The organism is Corynebacterium sp. MSK041 (assembly GCF_030232265.1).
GTDB lineage: Bacteria > Actinomycetota > Actinomycetes > Mycobacteriales > Mycobacteriaceae > Corynebacterium.
The window spans coordinates 1-1,160 of sequence record NZ_JASPJK010000037.1; the positions used below are offsets into that span (position 1 = coordinate 1).

General features: G+C 55.9%; 1 protein-coding gene and 1 pseudogene. Both read left to right on the forward strand.

Annotation, left to right across the window (positions count from 1 at the left end; all coding sequences use genetic code 11):
* Nucleotides 1-295, forward strand: a pseudogene (locus tag QP968_RS11060) (IS21 family transposase); the annotation flags it as partial.
* Nucleotides 296-297: 2 nt separating this feature from the next.
* Entirely contained in the window at nt 298-1,065 is a 768-nt protein-coding gene (locus tag QP968_RS11065; RefSeq protein WP_284856446.1) for an ATP-binding protein, read from the forward strand.
* Nucleotides 1,066-1,160: the final 95 nt, after the last annotated feature.

Sequence of the window (1,160 nt, forward strand, 5' to 3'; positions counted from 1 at the left end):
TTCCATGGGAAAACACGACAACAAGCCCATCTTGGAAGAAGCCTGTAGGCGACTCGTCGACCTTGAAGGCCGACGCCAGGCAGTGTCCTACACCGCAGTGAAGAACATGATGGCAGCCGTGCGCAAAGAAGACACGGGGCGCACCACCACACAGCCTCACCCCAACACGCGAGATGCCGTGCCCACCTCCACTACCACCGCAAAAGCGTCTACCACGCGTGATACACGCGGTGCGTACCTCGGCGGCGCGGAGCAGTTCAGCATCGAAAACCTGACGAAGAAAGGAAACAACTAACCATGGATGCGCCACAACCAGCATCAACAACCGCACGATTCTTAGACGAATCAGTCCTGCATATCTTCACGCAACTACGGATGACTGCCTTTGGCCGCACAGTCATCGACATTGCCGCGGATCAAGCATTCGACCAGTGGAGCTTCTCAGACAAAATCCTCTACGCGCTCGATAAAGAAGTCGCGGCCAGGCGCGAAAGACGAGTCAACAAACTGCTCAAAGCATCCCGATCGCCAAACCTCGATGCTTGTGTCGAAGACATTATCTACACACCCAGCCGCAACATCAACAAAGAGCAAATCGCCCGACTTGCTCAATGCCAATGGTGCCAGGATTCGAAAAACGTTGTCATCCTGGGCAAATCCTCCGTCGGCAAGACCTACCTCGCCCAAGCATTGCTCAACGCAGCTTGCCGAAAGGACTACTCCGCCAAGTTCTTCCGCACCGACTCTCTGGCTAACCAGCTCGCCGTGCTGCATCACTCGGATCCTGAGCGCGTGAAGTTCCTCGAAGCGATTCACAACACCGATGTGCTCGTACTCGATGATTTTCTCACCACCCCGATCAACGAAGCCACCGCGCATCAATTGTTGACCATCATTGCGGAACGAGAAAACCGCGGAGCGACCATCGTGACATCCCAGTTCGCCCCCATCGAATGGTGCAAGTCCATCCCCGACGCTGTCATCGCTGAGTCGATCCTCAACCGGCTCGCCGTCGGCGCGGAGATCATCACACTAGAAGGAGACAACATGCGCCTGACACGCTAACCCCACCCAACCCCCAAACGCCCGGGTGTTACTGGATACTCACCCGGGCGTTACTCGATCCTCACCATGGCGTTACTAAATCGGTGGTCTGAACA